Source organism: Filimonas zeae (genome assembly GCF_014641615.1).
Classification (GTDB): domain Bacteria; phylum Bacteroidota; class Bacteroidia; order Chitinophagales; family Chitinophagaceae; genus Filimonas; species Filimonas zeae.
Genome location: NZ_BMIB01000002.1, coordinates 40436 through 60990, shown reverse-complemented (window position 1 = coordinate 60990; position 20555 = coordinate 40436). Strand labels below are relative to the sequence as shown.

General features: G+C 47.1%; 16 protein-coding genes and 2 tRNA genes. 10 read left to right on the top strand and 8 right to left on the bottom strand.

All coding sequences use genetic code 11. The annotated features are described in order from the left end of the window. Positions 1-1194 carry a glycoside hydrolase family 28 protein gene (locus tag IEY13_RS07090; RefSeq protein ID WP_188951293.1) on the top strand — a complete coding sequence of 398 codons (1194 nt, stop codon included), beginning with the start codon at positions 1-3 and terminating at the stop codon, positions 1192-1194. Positions 1195-1250: 56 nt separating this feature from the next. On the opposite strand, the gene IEY13_RS07085 is transcribed toward IEY13_RS07090, so the two are convergent. Further along, positions 1251-1661: a VOC family protein gene (locus tag IEY13_RS07085; protein WP_188951292.1), complete on the bottom strand. Its 411-nt coding sequence runs from the start codon at positions 1659-1661 to the stop codon at positions 1251-1253. A gap of 329 nt (positions 1662-1990) precedes the next feature. Between IEY13_RS07085 and IEY13_RS07080 the strand changes: the two genes are divergently transcribed. Together IEY13_RS07080 and IEY13_RS07075 are read left to right on the top strand one after the other, a co-directional pair. Beyond that, on the top strand, positions 1991-3022 hold the full coding sequence (locus IEY13_RS07080) for a pectinesterase family protein (protein WP_188951291.1): 1032 nt from the start codon (positions 1991-1993) through the stop codon (positions 3020-3022). A 20-nt stretch (positions 3023-3042) separates the two neighbouring features. Beyond that, positions 3043-5523 carry a glycoside hydrolase family 95 protein gene (locus IEY13_RS07075; RefSeq protein WP_188951290.1) on the top strand — a complete coding sequence of 827 codons (2481 nt, stop codon included), beginning with the start codon at positions 3043-3045 and terminating at the stop codon, positions 5521-5523. A 63-nt stretch (positions 5524-5586) separates the two neighbouring features. On the opposite strand, the gene IEY13_RS07070 is transcribed toward IEY13_RS07075, so the two are convergent. Continuing rightward, a complete protein-coding gene (locus tag IEY13_RS07070; RefSeq protein ID WP_188951289.1) occupies positions 5587-6216 on the bottom strand; it encodes a hypothetical protein in 630 nt (209 codons plus the stop codon). 183 nt (positions 6217-6399) lie between these two features. Here IEY13_RS07070 and IEY13_RS07065 point away from each other — a divergent pair, with 183 nt between their 5' ends. Continuing rightward, positions 6400-7851 carry an SDR family NAD(P)-dependent oxidoreductase gene (locus tag IEY13_RS07065; RefSeq protein ID WP_229687771.1) on the top strand — a complete coding sequence of 484 codons (1452 nt, stop codon included), beginning with the start codon at positions 6400-6402 and terminating at the stop codon, positions 7849-7851. 17 nt (positions 7852-7868) lie between these two features. After that, positions 7869-8978 carry a leucine-rich repeat domain-containing protein gene (locus tag IEY13_RS07060; protein ID WP_188951288.1) on the top strand — a complete coding sequence of 370 codons (1110 nt, stop codon included), beginning with the start codon at positions 7869-7871 and terminating at the stop codon, positions 8976-8978. 12 nt (positions 8979-8990) lie between these two features. Here IEY13_RS07060 and IEY13_RS07055 read toward each other — a convergent pair whose 3' ends face one another. The 3 genes from IEY13_RS07055 to IEY13_RS07045 all read right to left on the bottom strand — a co-directional run bounded on the left by IEY13_RS07055 (position 8991) and on the right by IEY13_RS07045 (position 9984). Then, positions 8991-9656, bottom strand: coding sequence for a Rossmann-fold NAD(P)-binding domain-containing protein (locus IEY13_RS07055; protein ID WP_188951287.1), 666 nt, complete (start codon positions 9654-9656; stop codon positions 8991-8993). A gap of 171 nt (positions 9657-9827) precedes the next feature. Further along, positions 9828-9902, bottom strand: a tRNA-Cys gene (locus IEY13_RS07050). Positions 9903-9912: 10 nt separating this feature from the next. Then, positions 9913-9984: transfer RNA gene (locus IEY13_RS07045), tRNA-Ala, on the bottom strand. A gap of 23 nt (positions 9985-10007) precedes the next feature. Between IEY13_RS07045 and IEY13_RS07040 the strand changes: the two genes are divergently transcribed. The 3 genes from IEY13_RS07040 (at position 10008) to IEY13_RS07030 (ending at position 12756) form a co-directional block, all read left to right on the top strand. After that, a complete protein-coding gene (locus IEY13_RS07040) occupies positions 10008-10430 on the top strand; it encodes a helix-turn-helix domain-containing protein (RefSeq protein ID WP_188951286.1) in 423 nt (140 codons plus the stop codon). A gap of 43 nt (positions 10431-10473) precedes the next feature. After that, positions 10474-10869: a VOC family protein gene (locus IEY13_RS07035; RefSeq protein ID WP_188951285.1), complete on the top strand. Its 396-nt coding sequence runs from the start codon at positions 10474-10476 to the stop codon at positions 10867-10869. A 99-nt stretch (positions 10870-10968) separates the two neighbouring features. Next, the gene (locus tag IEY13_RS07030; RefSeq protein WP_188951284.1) at positions 10969-12756 is read left to right on the top strand and encodes a metallophosphoesterase; all 1788 of its coding nucleotides are present in this window, start codon (positions 10969-10971) and stop codon (positions 12754-12756) included. A gap of 263 nt (positions 12757-13019) precedes the next feature. Here IEY13_RS07030 and IEY13_RS07025 read toward each other — a convergent pair whose 3' ends face one another. From IEY13_RS07025 to IEY13_RS07015, 3 genes are all read right to left on the bottom strand, one after another. After that, the gene (locus IEY13_RS07025) at positions 13020-13364 is read right to left on the bottom strand and encodes a hypothetical protein (protein WP_188951283.1); all 345 of its coding nucleotides are present in this window, start codon (positions 13362-13364) and stop codon (positions 13020-13022) included. 68 nt (positions 13365-13432) lie between these two features. Beyond that, positions 13433-18097 carry an anti-phage protein ProA gene (proA, locus tag IEY13_RS07020; protein WP_188951282.1) on the bottom strand — a complete coding sequence of 1555 codons (4665 nt, stop codon included), beginning with the start codon at positions 18095-18097 and terminating at the stop codon, positions 13433-13435. A gap of 152 nt (positions 18098-18249) precedes the next feature. After that, entirely contained in the window at positions 18250-18627 is a 378-nt protein-coding gene (locus IEY13_RS07015) for a winged helix-turn-helix transcriptional regulator (protein ID WP_188951281.1), read from the bottom strand. Between the two features lie 76 nt (positions 18628-18703). Here IEY13_RS07015 and IEY13_RS07010 point away from each other — a divergent pair, with 76 nt between their 5' ends. Further along, positions 18704-19444, top strand: a complete 741-nt coding sequence (locus IEY13_RS07010; RefSeq protein ID WP_188951280.1) for an SDR family oxidoreductase — start codon at positions 18704-18706, stop codon at positions 19442-19444. A gap of 136 nt (positions 19445-19580) precedes the next feature. Beyond that, positions 19581-20555 carry a heme-binding domain-containing protein gene (locus tag IEY13_RS07005; protein WP_188951279.1) on the top strand — a complete coding sequence of 325 codons (975 nt, stop codon included), beginning with the start codon at positions 19581-19583 and terminating at the stop codon, positions 20553-20555.

Below are 20555 nucleotides of genomic sequence, written 5' to 3'. Positions count from 1 at the left end.
GTGTTTAATATTCTGGATTACGGTGCTAAAGCCGATTCTCTTGTAAACACCCGTGCCATACAGGCGGCTATTAATGCCTGCACAGAAGGTGGTACTGTATATATACCCAAAGGCACGTTTATTTCCGGTGCCCTTTTTTTGAAAAGTAATATGACCCTGTACATTGAGAAAGACGGTGTGTTAAAAGGTTCTGTAGCGCCGGATGATTACCTGCCTATGATGCTGAACCGTTTTGAAGGTTGGGAAATGAAAACTTACGCCAGCCTGCTGAATGCCGGCACGCTTAACCGCGATGGCAGTTACAATGTAAAAAATCTGCGTATTACTGGTGAAGGCACTATTGCCGGCGGTGGCAGAAAACTGGGCGATGCTATGAAGAGCAGTGGAGGCCTGAGAATACGGGGAAGGCTGATATGCCTGATGAACTGCCAGGATGTATGTATCTCGGGTTTAACCATTACAGAGCCGCCCAGCTGGACTATCCACTATATCTACAGTAATAATGTTACCTGTAATAACCTCAATATTATTACCAAAGGCATTCACAATGGTGATGGTATTGATCCGGACTCGTCTACCGACTGCTATATTTTCAACTGTACATTTAATACGGGTGATGATTGTATAGCTATTAAATCCGGTAAAAACCCGGAAGGATATTATGTAGGCAAGCCCACCCGCAACGTACGCATTACCGATTGCGACTTTAAAAATGGTCATGGTATTTCCATTGGTTCTGAAATGTCAGGCGGTGTAAGTGAGGTGCTGGTGCAAGATTGTAAGGCGGGGGCCCTGCTGCATGGCATGCAGATTAAGGGTACAAAAGACAGAGGTGGTTATGTAAAGAATGTAACGGTACGGGATTGCCAGTTGTTACAGATTACTATCTTTTCCGCGGTTAATTACAATAACGATGGTGAAGCTGCCCCGCAGATACCTACGTTTGAAAATTTTATTTTCCGCAATATAGACCTGTCAGCCGCCGGTGGTAAAGACCCGGTGATTAATATCAATGGTTTTAAAGATCCTGCACATCGCCTGAAAAACGTACAGTTTATCAACGTAAAAACGCCGGAACAAAATGCAAAGGTGCTGGTGAACGATGCAGAGAAGGTACAGTTTACCAACGTGCAGTCTGCCTCTGGTAGTAAGCCACAGTACACCGTAAACAACAGTGAAGGTGTTCAGTATTAGTTCGTTTTAGTTATTCTATAGTACATGCCCCGGAAAACCCCGGGGCATTGTTGTTATTACTTATTTTCAGGGGCACCGTTAGGGTCCATCCATATGTATTCCCAATGGTGACCATCCAGATCGTCAAAGCTGTGCTGGTACATAAAGCCATAATCACTGGCGTCATTAGGTATAGTGGCGCCAGCTGCTACTGCCTTGTCCACCATTTCGTTCACAGCTTCTTTGCTGCCGGCAGACAGGGCTATGGAGCATTCCACTGTTTTACGGGCATCTGCAATTTCCTTCTTCGTAAAAGTCTGGAAAAAAGATTCAATCAGCAGCATTACATAAATAGTGTCGCTCACAATCATACAGGCTGCTTTCTCGTCGGTAAACTGCTGATTAAATGTATAGCCCAGTTGGGTGAAAAACGCTTTAGACCTGTTGAGGTCTTTAACAGGTAAATTCACAAATATTTGTGTTGCCATAACTGTTTCTGATTTTGTGTATTCAAATGTACTGAGATGCCACGTGGACGTTGATGTGCAAAAACGACAAGTTAAGGGGGGAGTTACGCCTTGTTTGTACTACCACAACAACGGAAACGATTGCGGATATTTTTAAAAGAGTATCAGATATTGTTTATAATATGCAATCGGTTGCGGGTTGGTTGTAATGACTGGTACGCAAACCGGTTGCTTGTTGTGCTGAGCCAGATGAATAGTTAACGGATTGCTGTTGCACTTTCTTGTGCCTGTATTTGTTTACGCGGCCTCTCTGCAAAACATACAATCTTCTTTTAAATCAAATCACATCTATGTTTCTATTGAAGGCAGTAGTAGCGCTGGCTTGCATCTTTTCGTCAGGCACAGCAAAACAAAAACAGATAGTGGTGGCGCAGGATGGTTCCGGCCAATATACCACTATTCAGCAGGCCATTAACGCAGCACCATCCAACAGCGTAGAACCAGTGGTCATATTTATTAAGAAAGGTAATTACAGCACAGAAAAGCTGATTATTCCGGCAGATAAGAAACAGTTGAAGCTGCTGGGAGAAAGCCGGGAGCAAACCATTATCAGTTATGCTATTTATGATTGTAACAGCCCTGCCTCGCAAAATAAATGTCCGGATACGCTGTGGCAGAAATGGAAAGACAATAAGGAGCTGATACGTACTTCGGCCACACTTACTATTGTGGCAGATGAAGTGGTAGTAGAAAACCTGACGGTAAAAAATACTGCCGGCAACGTAGGTCAGGCACTGGCGCTGACCCTGCGCGGCGATAAAATCATTTTCAGAAACTGCATTATTACCGGTTATCAGGATACGGTATTGCTGGCGGAAGATGGTAAGCGTAATTACTTTGAAAACTGTTACATACTGGGGCGCACCGATTATATCTACGGTGGCGGTATCGGCTTTTTTGAGCAATGCGAAATAGCCAGTTTTGGCGGCGGTTGGATTACGGCCCCTTCTACCAAAGCAAGCCAGCCTTACGGCTTTGTGTTCAATAACTGCCGGTTTACGTTTGTAAAAGGCAGCCCCAATATAAAGGACGATAGCCGACCGGTGGCGCTTGGCCGCCCCTGGCACAATTACCCTAAAGTAGCTATTCTGAACTCTGACCTGTGCAGCCAGATTGATCCTAAGGGATGGCCTACCACCTGGCATATGGATTATGCTGCCACCAGCGATAGTTTGCAGCTGGTTGAATATGCTAACAGCGGCGCAGGGGCCGATTTTTCGCAACGTGCTTCCTGGGCGGGCATTAAGCAGCTTACCAAAGCGCAGGCAGAAAACTACACACTGCAAAAAGTGCTGGGTGGTAAAGATGGATGGAAACCTTAGTGAATCTATAAATCATAAAAATGATCAGGAAATTAATAGGACTGACATGTTTACTGGTGGCGGGATGTATGAATGCCACCGCACAGCAGCAGGATCAACTAATGCGGCTGTGGTACGATAAGCCTGCGGCAAACTGGAACGAAGCTTTGCCGGTAGGCAATGGCAGGCTGGCGGCAATGGTGTTTGGCGGTAGTGCGCTGGAGCGGCTGCAGCTGAATGAGGAAACCGTTTGGGCGGGAGAGCCCGGGAACAATGTAAATGTAAAGCCGGATGTATACGACAGTATACAAGGCATACGCAAACTGATTTTTGAAGGAAAGTACAAGGAGGCGCAGGACATGAGCACCCGTAACTTTCCGCGCCATGCTGCTGCGGACAACAACTACGGTATGCCTTATCAACCGGTGGGTGATTTACTGATTCGTTTTCCCGGTCATGAACAGGTAAAATCTTACCGCCGCGAGCTGGACATCAGCAAAGCGGTAACCACGGTAAATTATGAATACAAGGGTGTGGTGTATAACCGCGAAATGTTTGCTTCTTTAACGGATGGTGTAATTATCGTAAGGCTTACGGCAAACAAACCCGGCAGTATTTCCTGCCAGTTGGGTGCAGGCAGCCCACAGCGTATTGCTGCTGTAAAAGCAGCTAACGGTCAGCTGGTGCTTACAGGCACCTCTGGCAACGCAGGTAATAAAACCGGCCGGGTAAATTTTGATGCCCGTATTCAACCGGTAACAGAAGGTGGTGCCATCACAACTGCTGATACGGTACTGAATATACAGGGTGCTAATGCCGTTACGCTATATATCAGTATTGGAACAAATGTGAAATCTTACAAAGATATCAGTGGCGATGCGGCTGCCAAAGTACAGCGCTTTCTGCAAACCGCTGTTACCCGTAAATATGCGGATGCCAGGGCAGCACACATTAAAGCTTATAAAAAGTACTTTGACCGTGTGCAGCTGGATCTAGGAACAACGGGTCAGGTGCAGAAAACAACCGATATACGTGTAGCCGAATTTGGTACCACACCCGATCCGCAATTGGTGGCGTTGTATTTTCAGTTTGGCCGCTACCTGCTGATATCGGGTTCGCAACCGGGCACACAGCCCACCAACCTGCAGGGTAAGTGGAATGATAAAGTGAGCCCGCCCTGGGGTAGTAAGTATACCATCAATATCAATACAGAAATGAATTACTGGCCGGCAGAGCCTACCAATTTGTCTGATCTGCATCAGCCATTGTTTGATATGATAAAAGACCTGTCTGTAACCGGGCAGGAGAGTGCTGCTAAAATGTATCGTGCCCGTGGCTGGAATACCCACCATAATACCGATTTGTGGCGTATTACCGGTATAGTAGACGGCGGCTTCTTTGGCATGTGGCCTATGGGCGGGGCATGGCTTACCCAGCACCTGTGGTACCACTACCTGTATACGGGTGATAAAGCCTTTTTAAAAGAGTATTATCCGGTACTGAAAGGCGCCGCTTTGTTTTATGCAGATGTGCTGCAGGAAGAGCCTACGCACCGCTGGCTGGTAGTGGCACCCTCTATGTCGCCCGAAAATAGTTTTGAAGGTGGTGCAGGAATTACCGGTGGCACTACTATGGATAATCAGCTGGTGTTTGATGTGTTTTCCAATGCCATTACCGCAGCGGAATTGTTACAAACCGATAAAGCCCTGGCAGATACGTTACGCCGTATGCGTGATAGGTTGCCACCTATGCAGATTGGCCAGTACGGTCAGTTGCAGGAATGGTTGCAGGATTGGGACAGACCTAAAAGCACACACAGGCACGTATCGCATTTGTATGGTCTGTATCCGGCTAACCAGGTGTCGCCCTATTTACATCCCGATTTATTTTATGCATCACGCACTGCGCTTATAAACCGTGGCGATAAATCTACCGGCTGGTCTATGGGCTGGAAAGTAAACTGGTGGGCGCGTTTGCAGGATGGTAATCATGCTTATAAGTTGATTGCCGATCAGTTAACACCTGCACCACAGGAAACCAAAGGGCAGCAGGGAGGCACTTACCCCAACCTGTTTGATGCGCATCCACCTTTTCAGATTGACGGTAATTTCGGATGTACCTCTGGTATTGCTGAAATGCTGTTACAATCGCACGATGGGGCTATTCATCTGTTACCTGCATTGCCGGATAACTGGCCCGATGGCAAGGTAAGCGGATTGGTTGCACGTGGTGGATTTGTGGTAGATATAGAATGGAAAAATCATCGTTTGGTAAAAGCCACTATCACCTCAAAGCTGGGTGGCAACTGCCGTATACGTAGCTATGGCGAAGTAAAGGCTGCTGATAAAGGCAATCTGAAGCCTGCACAAGGTAAAAACGCCAATGTGTTGTTTGATGTGCCTGCTATTCAGAAGCCGCTGGTTTCTGAGAAAGCAAAACTGGATGCAGTAACTATAGCTAGGGTGTTTGAATATGATATAGATACCAGAGCGGGTGCTGTATATAAGTTTAGCCATAAATAATATTTTACACTCATACGCAAAAACGAGGGCTGTTTCTACAGCCTTTTTTTGTTATGCCCTGTTTTAAAACTGCGCAGTCAGATAATATGCAAATGCTTTACGGGCGGCTATCACTTTTTTCCGGTTAATATCATCAGAGCAGGCTTTATCAAACTCCTCCGGATCGTAAAAGGATTTTTGCATAATGGCCGTGCGTGTAATAAAAAACAACCTGACCTCTTCTGCATCATATGAAGAAAAAATGCCACCCCCGGGTGTGTTACAACTGTTTTGTTTGCCCAGGCTATCATTCAGGTTCCAGAAATCAGCTGCGGTAAGTGTATGCCATAAGCTATCGCTCTTTTCGTTGTATACTCTGGCGGGCACCAGATAGCGGTTGGTGTCTGGTACTGTATTTTTAAACAGAAGGGCTTCTTTTATCAGGCGGCTTTTCATAATGCCGGGTTGTGCCCCAATATACACATATGGGTTTTTATAGATAAACGCATAAGTTCTCTTATTTTCCTTTGCCACAATTTCATAATGTGGTTCTGTACGCCATGCAGAATAACGATGGTATACAATAACGGAATCGAAGTTGTTTTGCAGAAACTGTAGTAGCGGATTGTGCTTTTGCGCATATAGTGAATGAAAGAAAGGTGTTATTAAAAGCAAGCATAAGAAAATGAACAACCTGTTTTTAAAAGGATTCATGGGGGTAGTTTGGGGCAATATAGTACTTAATGCATATACAGGCAAAGCTTTGGCATATACTACCTGCTACGATTGCCGGTTAGCGCGGCTTAGTTTATACCAGTTGTGTGGCGTGCCATCCAGGTTAAAAGATTCTAAAAATCTTCATCAGTTGTCTATTTTTGGGCACCCTAAATTTACTGTTTGAAAAAGGAGTTTACAAAAGAGGAATGGGATGCCTGCATAAAAGTGTTGCAGGTATTATCGCGCGATCCTGATCAGGCGCCGGACGACCTGCGTTTAAAGGGGCTGGTAACCAGGTTGCACCGCCGCGCTAAAAAAGACAATAAGGAGCGTGTGGCCGAAGCAGAGCAGCAAAAGCTGGTATATACCGTTCAAAACCTTTCTCTGCAAAAGGTACAAAAGCTATCGCAACAGCAGGATGTGTTACGGCAATACGATAAAAAGGTGCTGTTGCCCCAAACACAGCTGTATCGCAAATATGAGCAGCCGGATAGCAGTGGGGCGGCCGGGGCTACGCCGCTGTTGCAACTGTATCGTTTTCAAAAATGTTACAGTTGTAAAACACCTTATAAAGAGGTGCATTTTTTCTATCACCTGTTATGCCCCACCTGCGCGGCCTTTAACTATAGCCGCCGTAACCAGCGTGCCGATCTTGCCGGGCGTGTAGCACTGATTACCGGGGGCAGAATTAAAATAGGCTACTTAACCGCACTGCGTATGTTGCGGGATGGGGCAACGGTTTGGGTAACCACCCGTTTTGCTAAAGATGCAGTAACCCGTTTTGGCCAGGAGCCGGATTTTGCAGAATGGGGGCATAGGTTAAAAGTGGCTGCACTGGATTTTCGCAATCTGGGGCAGGTAAACAGCTTTATACAATACTTTCAAACGCAACAGCCGCATCTGGATATACTGATTAATAATGCTGCCCAAACAGTACGCCGCCCGCCCGCGTTTTACCGGCATCTGCTGGAGGAAACCGATTATACACCATTGCCGGAGGCGCTGAAGGCTTGTCTGGTGCTGGAGCAATCGTACCGGTTTGTAACCGGCGGCTGGGAAAAACAGCTATCGCTACCGGAAACCGAAGCTTTATTTCCGGCCAACCGTTTTGATAAAGACCATCAGCAGATTGATCTGCGCCCGGATAACAGCTGGACACAGCTGTTGCAGCATATAGATACCGTAGAGATGCTGGAAACCCAGCTGGTAAATGTAACCGTACCGTTTATGCTGAACAGTCAGTTACGGCCTATGTTACAGCGATCGCCTTTTGATAGAAAGTTTATCATTAACGTATCGGCTATGGAAGGGCAGTTTAACCGCTCTTCCAAAACACCTTTTCACCCGCATACCAATATGGCCAAAGCAGCATTGAACATGATGACGCGCACGGCTGCCCAGGAGTATGCGCTGGATCAGATTTTTATGAACAGTGTAGATACCGGATGGATTACCCAGGAAAATCCGCACCCCAAAAAAGAACGGTTGTATGAGGAGGAAGCTTTTGTGCCGCCGTTAGATGAAACGGATGGTATGGCCCGTATTTACGACCCGGTAGTGCAGGGGTTAACCCGGCCGGAGCTGCCTTTGTTTGGACACTTTTTAAAAGATTATTTGCCACACGCGTGGTAACCACCCTATTCCGCTATATGCAAACACAACCTGTTATTTGTCCGGTAGATTATGTAAAAGAAAATTTTCCTTTTACCCGGCAGGAGTTACAGCCTGTTCTTGATTTTTTGCATACCAGCCAGCCGTTGCCCGCTGCTGACCTGCCTTTTCCGGTGGGTACGGTAACCGCCGATGGCCGGTTAGATATGTGTAAGCGGCAGCTGGGTATAGAAGGTATGCAACTGGTGGCAGATGCGCTGAAACACAACCACACCATAAAGCACATACTGCTGGGCACAAATGCCTTTGGTAACACAGGTGCGGAAGCGGTTGCCGGTTTGCTGAAAGTAAACAATACCATAGAAACCGTTTACCTGGGCTGCAATTATATAGAAGAGGAAGGCTGTGCTGCCATTTGCGAAGCGCTGGAGCAGAACCATACGGTAAAAAGCACCTGGTTTAAAAGAAACCCCGTAGGGCAGCAGGGGGTTGCTGCAGTTATCCGTTTGCTGCAAAAGAACCCGCACATCCGCACGGTAGATCTGGTAAACATTGGCGCGGGCCAGGCCTTACCGGCGTTGCTGGAAGCATTGGCTAACAATAATACAGTAGAAAGGCTGTACCTGAGCGGTAATTACCTTACTGCGGAAGATATGCGTTATGTAAATCATTTATTGCTGCATAACCGCCATTTAAAGGCTTTGTATCTGAGTGTAAATAATATAGGGGATAAAGGCGTGGAGTACCTGTTGCCCGGCCTTATGGTAAATTCAGCATTGGAAGAATTAAGCCTGGCCAGCTGTGGTATTACCAATAAGGGTATGGAGCAGTTGTTTGCTGTATTGGGTAACAATAAAAACCTGCGCAGTCTGGATCTGGGATATGCGCCTTCCACCCGGGTGCTGGGCGCGAAAGCCAACGAGTTTACCGGCGCTGCTGCAACATTGTTAACTGCATATATAGCTGCACAACCACAGCTTACTTTTCTGGACCTTACGCGCACGCAACTGCCGGAAGCGGTGAAAGCAGCGGTGTATAACACCATGCTGAAAAGGGAGGGGGCATCTGTAGTAATGGATGGTTACGCAACGGAGAACGCAAAGCCAACGCATCCGGATAGCCGGGCTATTAAAAGTGTATACAGGTAAAAGTTATATATGTTATGGCTGTTGTGCCCGGGCTGCAAGCCGCTTAATGTCTTTTATTTCTATCACCTTTTTCCCGTAGCCATTTTGTACGGCAACTATCATAGCGTCTGCAACCTGTTGCAGTGTGCTGGATATACCGGGTAACAACTTCAATATAGCCGGAAAAAGCCAGGAAAACTTTTTATACAATCCTGGAAGGTGCTGCTGTCCTGCCACTGCTTTCATAAAGCCAGGCCGGAAGGCAAACACATGTTTAAAGGGTAGTTTCATCAGGTCGTTTTCTGTTTTCCCTTTTACCCGCGCCCACATCATCCTGCCTTTTTCGCTGCTGTCGGTACCGCCACCACTAACGTATACAAAGGATAAGCCGGGGTTAGGGGCCAGCGCATGGGCAAAGTGGAGTGTGGTATCATAGGTTATTTTTCTGTATTCCGCTTCTTTCATGCCTACACTGCTTATACCAGCGCAGAAAAAGCAGGCGTCATAGCCTTTCAGCTTCGGGTCGTTAAGGTTCAGTGCCAGAAAGTCCTTCACTATATATTCCTCCAGTTTGGGATGGGTTATGCCTGTTGGCTTTCTGCTTACGCTCAGTACCGATGTAATCTGTGGATGGCTCAGGCATACAAGCAGTACACCTTCTCCAACCATACCTGTAGTTCCTGTAATTATAACTTTCATATGCTGACCTTGATGAATGAGTGTGTTCCGGCTTAATTAATTATGCTGTACAAATGTAAGCTGATAGTTGGCTTTTGCGGCAATTGCGCTGGTTTGTATAACAGTTACCCCGGTTTGTGCCAGTTGGTAGGGAGAAGGTAGCAAAAGCCCCACCTTCTGTGGGGCTTTGTTGTGGAGGGGCAGGGCCTCGAACCCGCATTCTTCAGTTTTGCAGACTGCTATTTTTCCAGATTAAATTACCCTCCATGAAGTACAATGACGATGGCGAGGCTCGAACTTGCAATTCCTACATGCCATGTAGGGGTTTTTCCAATTTAACTACATCGCCACTGCGCGGCAAATATAGGGTTGTTGCTTATTTTTATATTAAATACTATCCAAGTGACTTACTATCACGCTGAGATTACCAGAATAAAGCAAATCTGTTATGCTAATAAAGGGCAAATAGATACGGTTATTGAAACCCGGCGTTACATTACCAAGCATTTTGATGAAGCCATAAGTTTAGAGTTGCTTTCACACAAACAGTTTACCTCCAAATTTCACTTACTCCGGCTTTTTAAAAAGTACTATGGGCAAACACCGCAGCAATATCTGGCTGATAGGCGCATTGAGAAGGCAAAGGAATTTTTAAGTACGGGATTAAGTGTAACAGCCGTCTGCTTTAATATAGGCTTTGAAAGTCCGGCTTCTTTTTGCACCTTCTTCAAAGCCCGTGTGGGTGTAAATCCTGCTGAATTCAGAAAAAGAGCAATTTTGACAAAGTCGGAATAGTATTTTTCCGGGAATATTGTCTGGTCAATCTAAAAATGAAAGCATGAAAGTCAGCATTATCAGTATTCCGGTTAAAGATCAGGAAAAAGCATTGCAGTTTTATACGGAAAAGCTAGGTTTTTTAAAGAAGGTGGATGTGCCATTAAGTGAGCACAGCAGATGGTTGACGCTGGTAAGCAAGGAAGAACAGGATGGGCCTGAAATTTTGTTAGAGCCTGCACCCAATCATTTTGAACCGGCAAGGATATACCAGAACGCGCTGTTTGAAGCTGGTATTCCTTATACGCAGTTTAATGTTGAAAACGTGCAACAGGAATATGAAAGACTGTTGGGGCTGGGTGTTGAATTCAGTATTACACCCACCGAAATGGGTACGGTGAAAATTGCGGTATTCAACGATACCTGCGGTAATCATATTCAACTGGTACAGATGTTATAGTGCGTTGTTAATAAACACTTAACACAGAATAGCCCGTAAGTTCTGCACTCAGTTTTAGTTTTAGCCATTTTGTATATTCAAAGGTTATTTCTAAGAAATATGAGAGCAATAAAACATAGTTTTCAAAAGGCGATGTGCTTTTTACTGGCAGTGCAGTTACAGGTTACTGTAAAAGCACAGAACAGTAAAGCAGCCGTTGCAGCAGGGGAGGAAGATGAATTTTCTATTGTGGTACTGCCCGATACGCAGTATTACACCGGGGAAAAGCACGGTGGCAAAAAGGAAATGTTCTTTGCGCAAACAGACTGGATTGTTAAGAATGCGGCAGCGGAGCATGTGAAGTACGTTATTCAACTGGGTGATATTTCCGATGATGGTGAGCAGTTTCCACAGCAGTGGGTATATGCTTCTGAGGCTATGTATCGGCTGGAAAAACCATTGCCGGGTTATCCGCAGGGTATTCCTTATGGTATGGCAGTAGGCAATCACGATCAAACAAAGAGTCAGTTTCCTGTAACCGGTGTAACGGCACAGTATAACAAATACTTTGGGGTGGATCACTTCAAAGGTAAAAAATGGTACGGTGGCCATTATGGTAACGATAACGACAGCCATTACGATCTGTTTACCGCGGCAGGTATACCCATGATTGTGCTGTATTTTGAATACGACTCGTATGATGAGAATATTGAAGGATTAAACCGCTGGGCGGCGGGCGTACTGGAAAAGTACAGCGAACGGAAAGCCATATTGGTAAGCCACTCTATTATTCATTTCAACAAAACTACCGGTACCAATGAAAAAGGCTTTCCTGCATTTTCCAAACAAGGACAGCGGGTGTTTGACCGCCTGAAAAGTTACCCCAATGTAATGATGACGCTTTGCGGCCATGTAGGAGATAATGGCGAAGGTTATCGTCAGGATGGTTATGCGGGTAATATCATCAAAACCTTTTTATCTGATTACCAGAGCAGACCCAATGGCGGGCACGGCCTGATGCGCCTGATGACCTTTAACCGTTCCAGAGATCTGATCAGCGTACGCACTTTCTCACCCTATACCGGTGAAGAGGAAACAGATGCGGATAGCCACTTCACTTTACCGTGGCTGCACCATACCAATGTTGCCCGACAGCTGGATTTTAACAACGATCAGCTAACAGATATCGCCTTCTTTAATAATGGCACGTGGAAAATAACAGGTCAGCCTGATGTTACGCTGGGCCAGGCCGGGGATATTGCGGCAACTGCCGATTATGATGGCGATGGCAAAACAGAACCTGCTGTATTCCGTCCGTCTGAGGGTAAGTTTTATTTGCCGGGTGGCAAAGTGGTAACTTTGGGTAAAGCAGGAGATATTCCTGTTTGCGGCGATTGGGATGGCGATGGTTTTGCGGATGTAGCTATATATCGCCCCACCACACTCACCTGGTATATTAATGGAATGGACAGCATTCGTTTCGGTAACAAAAACGGCATTCCTGTTCCGGCAGATTATGATGGTGATGGTAAGCTGGATGTGGGCATTTTCAGAACAGACAATTCCTTATGGCAAACCAGCCTTGGCAATATTCCTTTACAGGTAAAACATACGCCTGGTGATATACCGGTGCCTGCGGATTATGATGGCGATGGCAAAGCGGAGATGGCGCTGTACAGGCCCGGCACCGGCGAGTGGCTGATTGACTTTGACGCTCCCGTAAAATTTGGCCAGCCTGGTGATATTCCGGTACCGGGTAACTACCGCAAAGGTGGTAAAGCCAATATTGCAGTGTACCGCAATGGTAAAATTTATTTACAGGATGGTACTGCCATAAATGCCGGAGATGCCGCTGTAGCTACTATGGTTAATTTACCAACAGGTGTACGTGCCGTGCTTAAAATGTAAAGCTACGGTGTAAGAATAGTATAAAGTGCCCTCATTACCGGGGGCACTTTTTTGTTTTAATCATGTTCCGGAGCAAAAAACTGGTGTGCTGGTGCCCGCCGTTGATATGCAGGGCAACCTCCGCGGTGTACCTGAGCGCGCCATTGATATGCTGGTGGCAGAATTTGGTGTACCTGTGCAATTCGTTGGTGTGCCGGGCTAATCTATTGGTGAAATCGGGGTTGGAAGGCACCCGCATGCGGCACTTTTGCATGCTGAATATGTTAAAAAGCAGGCATGTGTGGCAGGTATAAAATGACAGCGCACGCCCGGCATATCAATGTGGCCGTCAGCATATCAATAGCGGGCCCATGCATACCAGGTTGCGCCGCCAGCGTATACTGCTGGTGGCGCGGCACGTGCTGGTGCAGCTCAGGTATATACCTGTGGTATTTATTGATGTCAGATTGTTCCACCAGCATACGCCGGGTAAGCTCGGTGGTGTGCTGGTGGAGTAGCAGCGTATAACTGTGGTGCAAACTGGCACCATATTCTTTCTCCGGCTTGTGCTGGCGGCATAATTTGATGCGCTGATATACTACCGGTACATGCAGCAGGCGCTTATGCAAGCCTGATTACTTCGCAGGTATATGCAGCTGTAGCAACCAGGCGTTTAGGTACATAATCAATATATGGTTTATACCACCTGCAACAACTCTCCATCCTGCTTTACAATCCCATTCAAAATACTGAATTCAACAGCCTTCAGTATCTCTTTCCGCATTTCCTCCGTGGTTCTGAAAAAGCCCAGCATTTTGGCAACCAAAGGTATGGTGTCGTCCGGGGTAATGGCAATGGAGTTGTCTACTACCATTTTAATAGCAAGGGCTATTTCTTCCGGGGCTATGTATTGTATTTTTTTAGAGGCGGAAGGCAGGGCGCTGCGCTCTCTTAATACAGGTGTAACCATATGATGATGCCACAGAAAGGCTTCTTTTATTCTGATTCTGCCGTTTTGAGCGGCATGCTGAATGGCCTGCTGCAGCGATTCTCTGATGCGGCCGCCCACTTTGGCAACGCCTGCGGCGGTAATTAATCTGCGGGCAGCTTCGTCAAAATGTACCGGGCTTTCAATTTTTACAATCTCTTCCAGCCAGTCAGAAAGTTTCCCAATGGGGTGGAGGTGTAATTCCTGATTGCCTATTTCAGCCGATAGCACGGCTGTTTGATAAGGGGGCAGCAGTAAGGTTTCCGCTGCCATGTCTTCGCGTATCAACGTATCGGTTTCCTGTGGTAATTCCTGTTGTGTATCGTCATCCAGCCAACCCTCATTTTTAGCGTTGTCAATGGCGGCCAGCAGGCGGTTCAGTTCCCGCTCCTGATTGCGGTACCATTCGGTGCTCCATAGCTGGTAAGTGCGCCATCCTATGGTTTCCAGTACCTGATGCCGCAGTCGGTCGCGGTCGCGGGCAGATTGTGCGGTTGCATACGTTTCGCCATCACACTGAATGCCTAACAAATAACGGCCGGGGTGTTCGGGGTCAACTATGGCCAGGTCCAGGTAAAAACCGGTGGTGCCTACTTTACGTCTTACTATAAAGCCGCGCTTTTCCAGTTCCAGCGCCACCATGTTTTCAAAAGGTGTTTCGCTGGCCGTTTGCTGTTTATCTGCAATGGCTAATTTTCCGTGCTGCGCAAAGTATAAAAAGCTTTTGAGGGCGTTGATGCCGGGCTTTTCACTTGTAATGTCTTCTGCCGTAATGTTGGTGAATACCTCGCAGCGTAGCTTGGCGCGGGTAATTAATACATTCAAACGCCTTTCGCCGCCGTCGTTGTTTAAAGGGCCAAAATTCATCTGTACTTTACCCTCTTCTGTTTTGCCGTAGCCGATACTTATAAAAATTACATCCCTTTCATCGCCCTGCACGTTCTCCAGGTTTTTTATAAAGAAGGGCTCGTGACTATGACTTTTAAAGAAGGCTTCTGTTTCCGGATGTTTTCTTCTTTTCAGTTCCAGCGCCTGATCTATTGCCTGCCGTTGTGAGGTGCTGAAAGCCACCACCCCTAACGACTGGCCGGGGTGGTGCAGTGCATGGTGTATAACCGCAGCAGCTACTTTTTCAGCCTCCAGTGCGTTGGTTCTTGTTTTACCCCTGTCGTATATCGTTTCGGGTAAGTAATGAAATACCAGGCCCATTCTGCTTTTAGAGCCGGGGCTGGGGAAGATTACCAGTTTGTTTTCGTAAAACGCATGGTTAGAAAGGCTGATGAGCGATTCGTGTCTGCTTCGGTAATGCCAGCGCAGCATGCGTTGCTGCGCACCTTGTCCATCGCACATACCCAGAATACTCTGTACATCGGAAGTGATGTTTTCTTCGTCTTCCACATCGGTATTCATGGTTTCAAAAAAACTGCTGGGTGGCAGCTGGCGTGAGTCGCCCACTACAACCAGCTGTTTGCCGCGCATAACAGCGCCAAGGGCTTCCACGGGGCGCACCTGACTGGCTTCATCAAAAATTACCAGATCAAACTCCAGCACACCGGGTGTAAGAAAGTTGGCAATAGACATAGGGCTCATCATAAACACCGGTTTAATAGCCTGTATGGCCATGCCTGCTTCCTGCATCAGCCTGCGTATGGGCATATGCCGTATACGTTTATTAAACTCCGTTTTCAGGGTGTTCATCTGGCCACCGGCTTCACCTCTGGGAATGCCTTGCCAGTGTTTCAGGTTAACCCGCGCACGGTTATAACTCAGGTGTAACTGATCCAGCTGCTGGAACTTTTCTATCACTTCTTCATGTGTGGCCCGCTCAAACCTCCGTAGTGCATCGCTGGTAGTAAAAATTTGCTGTATCAGGTATTCATACCATGTTTTTTGTACAGCTACCAGCAGGTAATCTTTCGCGCCATCCCAATGGGTACATGCCTGTATAAGCGTACCAAAACCTTCGTTGGTTACCGCATCTGCCAGGTTATTCCAGCCGGTAATATGATGTATTTCTTTTAAGCGCGCTGCCCACTCAAGTATGGCTTTCGTTTGCGCTTCAAATGGCGCAGAAAGGAATGTGTTGTTGCCTGCCTGCTTACTTTCTTTAAAACCCAATTGTTGAATAACGGCTCTGGTGGCCTCGCGCTGTTGCTGATGCAGGCGGGTGGTTTCAGCCGTTAAGCCAGCCAGTTCTGTATTGTCTTTTTTTACTGCTAAGTATTGAAGTATGGCGTGGGGGCAATTGCCGTTTGCTATCTGCGTGTGTACTTCTTTCAGGTAACTGCTGATGGCGGCAAGTGCCACCCAGTCAGATTTTGTTTGCTGCCATTGTGTACCAAACAAAGAAGCTGCCAGGGCATCTGCTTCTTTTAAAACGTCTTCTGCCCGGCGGGCCTGTAATATGGCATCGGCATACTGCAGTTTGCCGGCCACATCTTTGGGCAGTACGGTTTTAGATACAATGGCCAGCTGTTTAACAGATTGCTTATAACTGCCAATAAGAAATTTATACCATTTATGGCCGTGCGTAATAAGGTTGTTCCGTATCTCTAATACGGGCAGTTGCCATGCTTCCGGGTGTAGCAGGTCTTTATACGTTTTGCGTATGTCAGCAAGCGTATGCCCGTTATTAAGTATTTCTTCTATGCCTGCAGCTTGCTGCAGCCAGCCCGCGCTGCTAACATTTACGCCTTGTACATCCGGGCATTTTAAAACCAGTTGGGCAATAGTCAGCAGGGGCGTTACATCGCCGCTGCAAGCTGGTACAGGTAGGCCCAGATGTTCCGCCAGTAACCTTGCCTCCTGTTGCAGTGCCTGGGTAAGTTGGGTGGCTTGTTGAAAGGTTGCCTGAAACTGCGTTTCCTCGTGTGGGTGTAATACCCGCAGGGAAGAGCCCCAGAACAATAGCCGGGCAGGTGTACCGGTATCTTTCAGTTTTGCCTGAATACGGTTGGCTGCAGCGGTTGCCCGGTGCATGGTATCAGCATCCCAGGTTGCTATATCGGGTATAGTAATAGCTGGTAAGGTAAAGCCTGCCAGTTGCTGGTTTATCTGCAACAGGTAGCCCATTATTTTATGGGGCGAAAGTCCGCTGCGGGCTATGGTGTTATTGGCAGCTTTGCAGTAGCTGTTCAGCTCGTTGCGGTAACCGGATAGCAGCGATACTTCTTTTTCCAGCTGGGTTACAACAGGGCGGCCCTGATCCAGCGTGCGCTTCAGTTCTTCGTGTAAACTTTTTTTATTGGCTTTATGGCTGTGCAGTTCCAGGCAGGCTTCGCCCAGCTGAATGCTATCCAGCCGGCGTTTTACTACATCCAGTGCCGCCATTTTTTCCGCAACAAACAATACCTTTTTTCCATTGCCCAATGCATTGGCTATAATGTTGGTAATGGTTTGCGATTTACCGGTACCTGGCGGGCCCTGAATAACCATATTCCTGCCTTCGTTTACGGCAAGCATGGCCAGGGTTTGCGAACTGTCTGAATCTACTACATGAAATAGTGCATCAGCTTCAGTTTCCTCATCCAGGTTATCATCTTCCGTGGCAGTGGGCGGTGCATCTTTAAACCCATCATAAAAAAGCGATTGTATTAAAGCATGTTCATGCGGTTGTGTATCGGCAGGCCATCTTTCCGTATCAAGATCGTGATACAGCATAAACTTACCAAACGAGAAAAAGCCCAGCTGTATATCATCAGCATCAATAGTCCATGCAGGCTTGCGTGTGAGGTGACTGGCTATCTCTTCAAAGTAAGTGGTGATGTTAAAGTCCTCCGGTTCCGGAATATCCGGAATGGTTATATTAAAGTCTGCCAGCATTTTAGCCTGTAACGACAGGTTGGCTCCAATTTCATTGGCAGTATAGCGCAACTTAAAACGTTCCTGCGCGGTAGACCGGTCCAGCGAAACCGGTATCAGTACCAGGGGCGCTTTCCGTACGGTTTCTGCGTTATCTTCTTCATACCAGTTAAGCATGCCCAGGGCCAGGTATAAAATGTTTATACCCTGTTCTTCAATGCTGGTTCTGGCAAAATAGTAGGTGTTTAACAATTTCGCCTGCAGCTTACTCTCTGGTTCATTCGTCTGCAGTTTGGTATCGTATTGGGCTTCCAGCAATTCTTCTGCGGTTAATTCCGGAAGTTCAGGTAATGCATCCGTTTCCGCTTTACCGGGCCTGGCTGTAAAAGTCATGCTTTTGCCCTGTTTTACCAGTATATCAAATATCGCCGGAGATTTTTCCTGTACTATCTGCAGCCCTTTTGTTTTTGAGGTTTTGTAGTTCAGCAAGGGGTTACGCAAGCCAAGGTCAAGCAGTTCTTTACGGGAGGATTCTAAACGGGAGCGGATCAGCGTTGCGATGTTTTCTGTCATTGTGGGTTTTGTTAGTAAACAACTACCAATACCTGCCGGAATACATCCTTAGTCAGCTATTGGCTTTCCAAAAGATACAACGTTTTTCCGTGTAAAAGATTGCAGGGCAGAGGTAAATGTGCGGTTGTTTAACGTACTGTTTTACAAAAAACTCAGCTTCGCACAATCCGCTCCCTGTGCTCCTTGCCCCATTTAATCATTTCCAGTATAATATCCCCGAACGAGCGGCAGTAGTCCGTAGCTGTGTACTCCACCTGTTGCGGGCTATTGGGGTTTACGGTGCGTTTTATCAGCTGGTTGGCTTCCATCTCTTTCAGTTCTCTGGCCAGCATACGGGTGGTAATGCCGGGTAGGGCGCGTTCAATTTCGCGGAAGCGGTGGTTGCCGTTGCAAATGGCGTTAATAATGGGCAGTTTCCATTTACCACCGGTAACATAAATGGTATCCTGTAATGCGCGTACTTCTTCTGCCTGGTTACGCGGGCTGCCCAGTACTTCTTTTACCAGTTTCTGACGTTGCTTCTCCTTCATTTTTGATATACAGCGTTATACTGGTTACAAAGTTATACCAATGTGCGGATAGCTTTGCTGTACAAATTGAAATAACATGGAACAACTGAAAGGAAAAGTAGCTGTGGTTACCGGTGGTAACAGCGGTATTGGATATGCCACTGCCAAAGAATTAAAGGCACAGGGCGCGGAAGTAATTATTACCGGCAGGCGTAAAGAGGCGCTGGAGGCAGCTGCGGCAGCGCTGGGCGTTACCAGCCTGGTAGCCGATCAGGGTAAGGTGGCAGATATTGAAGCGCTGGCAGCTGCTGTAAAACAGCAGTATGGCCGGGTTGATATTCTGTTTATCAATGCCGGTGTACTGGGTGGGGCAGCTATTGAAACTGTAACGGAAGCGGAGTATGATCATGTAATGAACATTAATACCAAAGGGGCTTTTTTTACGCTCAGCCGGTTTGTGCCGCTGCTGTCAGAAGGCAGTTCTGTAGTATTTCTCTCGTCTAATACCGCTACCATGAATAAGGCTAACTCAGCGGTGTATTCCACCAGCAAAGCGGCACTGAATAAGATCATGAAAATAGCGGCGGCAGAACTGGCGCCCCGCAAAATACGCGTGAATGCCGTAAGCCCCGGCCCCACAGAAACTGAAATTTTGAACAAAATGGGGCTGGGAGATGAGAAGCTGAAAGAACTGAAACAGTGGATTGTAAGCAATGTGCCGCTGGCTACTATGGGGCGTGCGCAGGATGTGGCAAAGATGGTGGCGCACCTCTCCGGCGAGGCATCTGCCTTTGTTACGGGGTCGGAATTTATCATGGATGGGGGTATGCACCTGTAAAAAGCAGTTGTTTTTGGCGGAGGCAGTGTCTGGTTGGGGATATGGTTTGTCCGGTTCACGCATAGTATTGTACAGGTAAAGGAACCCACCCCGCAGGCAGCGGTAATGGATGTTAATTTGCCGTAAATCAAGTAGGATGAAAGTGAATATACTCCGCAAAAAAAGATGGGTGTTTGCTGCAGCACTGGTAGTGCTGTTGCTGGCATCCTCACTGCTGATACAGCTTTTACAGCCCGTACGCAATCCCCCTGTTACGCATCCGATGCAGGCGCCACCGGAAGTAACAGCGGTGCTGCGGCGGGCTTGTTACGATTGCCATTCCAACGAAACCCGGCTGAACTGGCTGGATAAAATGGCACCGGCGTCCCTGCTGGTAGCCAAAGATGTAAACACCGCCCGCTCGCGTTTCAATTTCTCCACCTGGGATACCCTTTCCCTGGCCGATCAGCAGGGCAAAATGTGGGAAATGGTGAATATGGTATTGAACGGTAAAATGCCGCTGCCTACCTACACCGCTCTGCACCCCGAAGCACGGCTGACTGAGCAGGATATTGCGATTCTGAAAAAATACGCGCAGGATATAAGTCCTGCTACGTTGCACGATACCACCATTATACAACAGGCAGCTAAGGAACTGAATCAATACCGCAGCCATGCAACACCGGTTGCCGGTAAAATAGTGGCCGCCAACGGTGTGCCGTTCTTTGCTGATTTTCAGAACTGGCAGGTGATCAGCACCACCAACCGGTTTGATAATAACCGCAGCATACGCGTGGTGTATGGTAACGAAACGGCTGTAAAAGCCATCCGCGCCAATAAAATAAATCCTTTTCCGGAGGGCAGCACCATTGTAAAGGCGGTATGGAATATAGTGGAAGAAGGCAATGGAGATATTATACCCGGCTCTTTTGCCAATGTGCAGATTATGACAAAAGATGACAAACGTTTTCCGGAAACCAACGGCTGGGGGTATGCCAAATTCAATGGTACAGAATTGAAGCCCTACGGAAAAACAGCCGCCTTTGCTATCAGCTGTCACAACTGCCACAAGGCTGCAGAAGAAAATGGTTATGTGTTTAATATTCCTTTACCCAACCGCGAACTGAAATAA